Annotated in this window: 3 protein-coding genes; 2 read left to right on the plus strand and 1 reads right to left on the minus strand. The window is 69.6% G+C overall.

Annotation, left to right across the window (positions count from 1 at the left end; genetic code table 11):
- Nucleotides 1-98: 98 nt before the first annotated feature.
- Together ACLFKU_RS42820 and ACLFKU_RS42825 are read left to right on the plus strand one after the other, a co-directional pair.
- Nucleotides 99-287, plus strand: a complete 189-nt coding sequence (locus ACLFKU_RS42820; protein WP_410853266.1) for a hypothetical protein — start codon at nt 99-101, stop codon at nt 285-287.
- 73 nt (nt 288-360) lie between these two features.
- Nucleotides 361-3,000, plus strand: coding sequence for an excinuclease ABC subunit A (locus tag ACLFKU_RS42825; RefSeq protein ID WP_410853267.1), 2,640 nt, complete (start codon nt 361-363; stop codon nt 2,998-3,000).
- Between the two features lie 58 nt (nt 3,001-3,058).
- On the opposite strand, the gene ACLFKU_RS42830 is transcribed toward ACLFKU_RS42825, so the two are convergent.
- The coding region (locus ACLFKU_RS42830) for a TlpA family protein disulfide reductase (protein ID WP_410853268.1) at nt 3,059-3,405 on the minus strand (347 nt) is incomplete at its 5' end.

Genomic DNA, 3,405 nt, shown 5'->3' on the forward strand with positions numbered 1-3,405 from the left:
CCTCCAGTTGCGCACGCAGGCCGGCATCGCCGCGCCCCATTTCGTCCACACGGGTGTTGAGGGCGGCGATGCCTTCCGCGGCGTCGCAGCAGCAGACGGTGGGCATCGAGCAGGTGAGCCAGACCCTGCTGCAGATGGATGGGAGCACCCAGCAGAATGCCGCGCTGGTCGAAGAGGCCTCCGCCTCGGCCCGCGCGCTGGAACGGCAGGCGACCGTGCTGGGCGACGCCGTCGATGCGTTCGTGGTGATCCCGACGCCAGGGGCGCGCATGTCGGCGGCCGCATGACCGTCGCGTCAACGCGGTGCTCACCGGTCTTCACCGGCGGCGAGCTGGCGCTGTGGTTCGCTATCCTTCATCCATGAAGACTTCCACGCGCCCGCGCCGCCCGTCGCCCAGCACTTCCCCGGAGGCCTTCGTGCGGGTCCGGGGCGCACGCGAACACAACCTCAGGAACGTGGATGTCGACATTCCACGCGATGCGCTGGTGGTGTTCTCCGGCATCTCCGGTTCGGGGAAGTCCTCGCTGGCCTTCGGGACGCTGTACGCCGAGGCGCAGCGGCGTTACCTGGAATCCCTGTCGCCCTACGCACGCCGGTTGATCGACCAGGTCGGCGTGCCCGATGTGGATGCCATCGAAGGCCTGCCGCCGGCCGTGGCCCTGCAGCAGCAGCGCGGCACCGCCAGCGTGCGCTCCAGCGTCGGCAGCGTCACCACCCTGTCCAGCCTGCTGCGGATGCTGTACTCGCGTGCGGGTACCTATCCGGCACGGCAGCCCATGTTGTACGCCGAGGATTTCTCGCCGAACACGCCGCAGGGGGCGTGCCCGAACTGTCATGGCCTGGGCTACGTGTATGAAGTCACCGAGCAGTCGATGGTGCCCGATCCGTCGCTGAGCATCCGCGAGCGCGCCATCGCCGCATGGCCGCCGGCGTGGCACGGGCAGAACCAGCGCGACATCCTGGTGACGCTCGGCTACGACGTGGATGTTCCCTGGCGCGACCTGCCCAAGAAGCAGCGCGACTGGATCCTGTTCACCGAGGAACAACCGGTGGTGCCGGTCTATGCCGGCTTTACCCCGGCCGAGACCCGCGCGGCCCTGCGCCGCAAGGAAGAGCCCAGCTACATGGGCACCTTCAGCGGCGCGCGCCGCTACGTGCTGCATACGTTTGCGACCACGCAGAGCGCGATGATGAAAAAACGCGTGGCGCGCTACATGATCGGCGCGCAGTGCCCGGTCTGCGATGGCCGTCGACTGAAGCGCGAGGCACTGTCGGTGACGTTCGCCGGTATGGATATCGGGACGCTGTCCCAGCTGCCGCTGAGCGCCATGGCGCAGGCACTGCGGCCCGCCGCGGAAGGCCGCTTCGACGCACCGAAAGCCACGGCCACGCGCAGCCGCAGCGCCGGCCGCCAGGCCACCGCCAAGCGCGTGGCGGCCGGCGGCAACCCGCATGCCGGCGGCAGCGACGTACGCCGCACGCCGGATCTGTCCGAGGAGAAACGCATCGCCGCCCAGCGCATCGCGCATGATCTGGTCGAGCGGATCGGCACGCTGCAGTCGCTCGGCCTGGGCTATCTGTCGATGGATCGCGCCACGCCGACATTGTCGCCGGGCGAGCTGCAGCGCCTGCGCCTGGCGACGCAGATCCGCTCCAGCCTGTTCGGCGTGGTCTACGTGCTGGATGAACCGACTGCCGGCCTGCATCCGGCCGACGGCGAGGCCCTGTACGACGCATTGGCGCAGCTCAAGGCCGGCGGCAATACCTTGTTCGTGGTCGAGCATGATCTGGAGATGCTGCGCCGCGCGGACTGGCTGGTGGACGTCGGCCCGGGCGCCGGCCAGCACGGCGGCCAGGTGCTCTACAGCGGGCCCCCCGAAGGCCTGCGCGCCATCAAGGCCTCGGTGACCGCGCCCTATCTGTTCGAGGACGATCACGGACCACGCCGCACGCCGCGGGCGCCGTCCGGTTGGCTGGGCCTGCAGGGCATCCATCGCAACAATCTGCATGGCGTGGACGCGCGCTTTCCGCTGGGCGCGTTCACGGCGGTGACCGGCGTGTCCGGCTCCGGCAAGTCCAGCCTGGTGAGCCAGGCCCTGGTCGAGCTGGTCGGCGAACACCTGGGGCAGGAGCCGGTGATCGAGGACAACGACAGCGAACTGCCGCAGCCCAGCCGCATCGAACGTACCCGCGGCCGGTTGAACGGCGCCAAGGCGGTCAAGCGCCTGGTCAACGTCGACCAGAAGCCGATCGGTCGCACGCCGCGCTCCAACCTGGCCACCTATACGGGCCTGTTCGATCATGTGCGCAAGCTGTTCGCCGGCACGCGCGCGGCCAAGGCGCGCCGCTACAGCGTGGGTCGTTTCTCGTTCAACGTCGCCGCCGGGCGCTGCGAGACCTGCGAGGGCGAAGGTTTCGTCCATGTCGAACTGCTGTTCATGCCCAGCGTCTACGCGCCATGCCCCACCTGTCATGGCCAGCGCTACAACGCCAGGACGCTGGAGGTGCAGTGGAACGGCCGCAACATCGCGCAGGTGCTGGCGATGACGGTGGAGGAGGCGTTGGCCTTCTTCGCCGACGAGCCGCCGGTGCAGCGCCCGCTGCAGCTATTGCGGGATATCGGCCTGGGCTATCTGCGCCTGGGCCAGCCGGCGACGGAATTGTCCGGTGGCGAGGCGCAGCGCATCAAACTGGCCACCGAGCTGCAGCGCAGCCAGCACGGCAACAGCCTGTATGTGCTGGACGAGCCGACCACCGGCCTGCATCCGGCCGACGTGGACAAGTTGATGACGCAGCTGCACGGGCTGGTCGATGCGGGCAACACGGTCGTGGTGGTCGAGCATGACCTGCGCGTGGTCGCCGACGCGGACTGGGTGATCGATGTGGGGCCGGGTGCAGGCGAAGAGGGCGGCCGCATCGTGGCCGAAGGCATCCCCGCGCAGGTCAGCCGTGCCGCGCAGGGCGCCACCGCGCGCTATCTGCGTCGCTGGTTCGGGTAAGCCGGCCGACAGCACAGACACGTGCACGCGGGGACGGTGGATCGTCCCCGCGCTGACTTCAGTGCCTCGCCCAGGCCTCGATCTCACCGGCCGCGAACGGCCCCAGCTTCTGTTTCACGATCCGTCCCTGCGCATCGACCAGCACCGAGTACGGCAGCAGGCCCTGGGCGTTGCCCAGCCGCACGCTGGCATCGGCCGGCCCGGGCGTCTCGAGCACGATCGGGTAGGCGACCGGAATGCGGTTCAGGAAATCGCGCACGCCCTCGGGCGTATCCAGCGCCAGCCCGAGCACCTGCACCCCGCCGGCGCCCTGGCCGGCGGCAAACGCGGTCAGCGCGGGCATTTCTTCCACGCACGGGCCGCACCAGCTGGCCCAGACGTTGATCAGCAGCGGCCGCCCGCGGA

It is taken from the genome of Paraburkholderia sp. EG304, assembly GCF_046543485.1.
In the GTDB taxonomy this organism is placed as follows: Bacteria; Pseudomonadota; Gammaproteobacteria; order Burkholderiales; family Burkholderiaceae; genus Paraburkholderia; species Paraburkholderia youngii.

What these genes read in the sequence shown, in the direction of transcription:
- ACLFKU_RS42825 (WP_410853267.1), top strand. Translation starts at nt 361, where the DNA reads ATGAAGACTTCCACGCGCCCGCGCCGCCCGTCGCCCAGCACTTCCCCG.